The organism is Herbaspirillum sp. B65 (assembly GCF_000333555.1).
Lineage (GTDB): Bacteria > Pseudomonadota > Gammaproteobacteria > Burkholderiales > Burkholderiaceae_D > Herbaspirillum > Herbaspirillum rubrisubalbicans.
In genome coordinates, this window is sequence record NZ_BADI01000532.1 from 1 (window position 1) to 4,236 (window position 4,236).

General features: G+C 60.9%; 1 protein-coding gene and 1 pseudogene. Both read right to left on the reverse strand.

Annotated features, from left to right (window positions below; genetic code table 11):
• A pseudogene (locus I5W_RS12990) lies at positions 1-1,434 on the reverse strand (M23 family metallopeptidase); the annotation flags it as partial.
• Positions 1,435-1,458: 24 nt separating this feature from the next.
• Positions 1,459-3,957 carry a type VI secretion system Vgr family protein gene (locus I5W_RS12995; protein WP_044529541.1) on the reverse strand — a complete coding sequence of 833 codons (2,499 nt, stop codon included), beginning with the start codon at positions 3,955-3,957 and terminating at the stop codon, positions 1,459-1,461.
• Positions 3,958-4,236: the final 279 nt, after the last annotated feature.

Genomic DNA, 4,236 nt, shown 5'->3' on the forward strand with positions numbered 1-4,236 from the left:
GATTCTGGGCAGGTCCGTGCCGCCGGGCCAGAACGCCAATGCCTTGATATGCGCACGCAGGGCGTCAAAGTCGGCGCTGCTCAGGGGCGTGGCATTTTCGCGGGTGCAGCCCTTCAACCAGCTCCAGCGCGCATCGATGGTGCTGCTCTCCCATTCGGTGGGGAACCTGGCAACGACCTTGCGCAATCTGGCTGCGTTTTCCGTATTGGCCAGTCTGGCCATGGCTTCATCCGGTTGCACACGTCCATCCTGGTCGGTATCAAGCCAGCCTCGGATGATGCTGGAATCACAGCGGCTATCCTGATCGGTATCGTCATCGATGAGTCGCCACTGCTTCCAGTGCGGGAAGTCGGCGTCGCTGAACTTGCGGATGTTGGCCGCATTCAGATTGACCCAGCCCTGTCCACCGGGATAGGGCATCTTTCTCCAATGGGGCAGGGTGGGCGATGGCAGTGGGTCGGGACCGATCACGCGTCCAAAACGCAGCAGTTCGTAGACGGCGCTCGGGGCAGGGCGATTCTCTTCGGCACATGCCTTGGCGATCCGCACTGCGTTCTTGTAGAGATCGGCTTCGCCATCCTTTTCTTTCAACGCCGTCCCTATCTTGGTTCCATCCAGTCCGTAGAGGGTCACCACCGCTTCGCCGCAGCTGGCGACGTTGCCCTCTGCGCCGGGATAGCGCACCCCCAGAAGAGTGTCGCTGGTAGTGACGTGGACCGGGGCGAGTGCGACGGGCGGATCAGCTTCCTTGTCGGGCGAGGGCCGGCGTGGCAGGGGTGCTGGCGTCATCGCTTGCGCGAAGTTGGCCAACGGCTCTTCTCCGAAGACTGGTGTTCCGGCGGGAAGATAGAAATAGATTTCGCCGAAGATCGCGTCGACACGTCCATCCGAGGCGAGCGGCAAGGTGCCGGATGAGCGCCCGGCCAGCGCGGTGAGATTGGCGTCGTCACACACGATTTCAAAATGCATACGTCCCCGTTCGCCGTTGATATAACCGACGCCTCCTATCACCTCTTTTCGATGCACAAATTTGTTGAGCACGGTAGTTGGTGCGATCTCGTGCAAATGCATGTAGATGCTGAAAAAGACGGCAGTCGCCTGTTCGCCTTCCCCAATTTGCACCTCATGCCGCATGACGACGACCCCATCGCTGGTCGCCCCGTTGTACATCAGGGGATGTTCAGGCGGCAGATTGGGTAGCCCCTTGGTGGATGGGCGGACTAACACAACGGTGCCATCCGCGATCGCCCTCACGGGTTCATGCGCATTGCCAGATTTGGGACTGGTCAGGTGGATACCGCCGTGCCATCCGAGATTGAAACTGACGGGAAATGCTCCTTTGCCGGGAGCATCGCCGTTCATGGCGATATCCAGCCATTCGTCTTCGGTTTGATGTGCCGTGCGCATAGGCAGGAAGGGTGGACTGATCAGCATGATGTCTTGGTCGATGAAAAGGAGTTATTGCGAGAAGGGATAACGTCTGGGGATGTCCAAAACGGTCGAGGGCAGCAAGGGCATCGCATAGGAGATGCGCGCCGGCCCCGGCATCGAATGCAAGGAAGCCTTGGCTTCCCACTTGCCCGGCGTGCCTTGGGTGATCCCGGCACTGTTGATCTGAATGAAGGAGCCGCCAGCCGAGATCATCACTTCATCCTTGGCATGGATTTCCACCCGTCCACTGGTGGAGAGCAAGCGCGCCACCTTCTCGGCAATCAAGTCCAGGTCATCACTCTGGGCCTGCACTTCCACCTTGCCCTTGGCGGCAAAGAGCTTGATGCCGAGCTGGCAGGCGAACAGGCTGATCTTTTCGGCTACGCTGGCGAGCAGGCTTTTGCCCACGGCGAGATGGGTATCCTTCCCGGACGACAACGTCACTTCAGCGCCTGCGTGAACATGCGTACCCTTGGGCGTGGTCAATCCGATCCCGGCCGGGGATGCCGCCAGCAGCACGGCCTCCTTGAAGCGATTGGCGAGCGCCTGGGCCGGATCATCGTATGGCTCTTGCGTGGCACGGATGAAGTCGTTCAAGCCATCCTGCCGCGCCAGGGCTTGTGCACCGGCTTTCGCGGCGGTGTCCGACAAGGTCTTGCTCAACGCTGCACCGGCCTGCAGTTGCGCCGTGGCTTCGGTGGTGTCCAGTTGTGCCCCTTGTGGCCCGGGCCGTCCATAGGTGCTGATGTACAAGCCCTTGTGCGTGATGATGGCGCCGTAGGCATCGCTCTTGAGGGCGAACCCGGCACCGTAGAAGTCGCGCCGTTCGTTGCCGACCTGGTGGACCAGATGGCCCAGATCGAGCCGGGCATGGCTATGGCTGCTGTAGAGATGCAGGCGGTTCTGCTGGTGGCTGTCATCCATCACCAACTGGTTGAAGCCGTCTCCTCCAAACTCCTTGGACTTGAGGCCGGAGAGCCGACCATTGCTGTGCCATTGCGGCCGCTGCTCCTCATTGAAGAGACGACCGGTCACGACCGGGCGATCAGGATCACCGTTGAGGAAGGAGACGATGACTTCCTGTCCTATCCGCGGCACGTTGATGGCGCCCCAGTATTGGCCGGCATTGGGATAACTCACCCGCACCCAGCACGAGGCGGCTTCATTGCCGGGATTGATCCGGTCCCAGTGGAACTGGACCTTGATGCGATTGAGGTGATCGGTATAGACCTCTTCGCCGCCCGGCCCCACGACGATGGCCGTCTGTGGATGCAGGAGCGGCTTGGGATGCGTGCGATCACTGCGAAACGGCAGGCTGCGCCGCTGCACCTCAAAGCGATTGAAGCAGTGACCGGTGTGCTGGTTGTCCGCTGCTTCACTTTTTTGCGCGCGTCCTATCGATGCCTTGAACTGCGCCAGCACAGCGCTCAGGCTGCCCGGAAAATCCAGCGCCTGATGCGACAAGGGCAGGTTGTTCTCGATGAACCAGTCGATGGCGATGATCATGAACTGCCGCTCGCTCTCGGCTGCGGCTTTATGCTCAGGATGGCCGTCCAGCCTGAACCAGCGTCCGCAGGCGATCTCGCGCACGCCGGAGATGGCATGGTAGCGCTGCATGGCAGACTCCCACTGTTCCACCCGCAGGTCGGCTTGGCGGTTGCCTTGTTCCTGGTCGGCATGGCTGTAGGCACCGGTGTATTCGTAGATTTCCAATTGGCCCGGCAACTGGCCGTGTTCGGGCAGGACGTGTTCTTCTGCGCCTTTTTCTTGGCGGGGGGATTTGTAGTCGTCGGTGCGGCTGCGCCACCGGCTGGCGGTGAGATGGCGATGGGCGCGCCAGTGCAGGATCTTGTCGAGTTCGTCTTGTGGACCGGCGCCGTGGAAGGCGATGGCGTGGCGGGCGAGCGGGCGCAGGCTATAGCTGTTGTCGGTGATGACCAGGACGTGTGCGCTACCGTCTTCCTTCTGCTCGTGATGGGCAAACCAGCCTTCTTCTTCCATCAGCCTCTGGACGAAATGCCAGTCGGTTTCGTACTGGGTGCAATAGGAGCGGGCCAGTGCCGGCCGCTCCAGCGCGAAACGGTAATGGCCCCGGGCCTGGGGATGACAATCGAAGACGTCCGCGAGGATGTCTTCGGCGGTCTTGTCTTGCCAGATGCGGGCATCCTTGCGAAAGCGCAGGAAGTGCAGCCAGGGGGCGATGCCAAGCTGGCAGAAGGCGAGTTCGCCGTCGCTGCCCAGGCGCTCTGCGGTATGGACATAACCATGTATCGGCAGATAGTCGCGTGTGTCTTGCCTGATCCAGAGCGTGACGGCTTGCGCGATCAATGGTTTGAGATCGAGGTCGGTGCGGGTGGCCAGCAGATCGATGGTGTAATCGTAGCCCTGGCTCAGATGGTCGGTGGCGACCAGGCGTTGCGGCAGGAGGAGGTCTTTTTCGAGAGGGGTATCCAGCTTGAGTAGCCGGTCATGCTGCGCAATGCGCGCCTGGGAACGAGATGAAGCTTTCTGCAAGGAGGGAGCCATGCCGGGCGGTTTCCACTGAGAGATTGTGCAATCCCGGACACGCCAGTGAACAAGCTGGACAAGCTCGCGGCAGGTGCTCTGGCGTGCCTGCGCGAGGTGCTTGCATGAGGAAAGTCCCGGATGCGGCCAATGCCCGTGGGTGCATCAACACAGCAGCGGTCCCGGGCGACGAAGGCGTCAGTCTCCGATGCGCGGGGCGCTTGCTCAATGGAAGGATTTCTATTTTTCCTGCCAATCAGCGGGGATGTTTTGTGAAAAATCAGTCTGTTGTGATCGGCC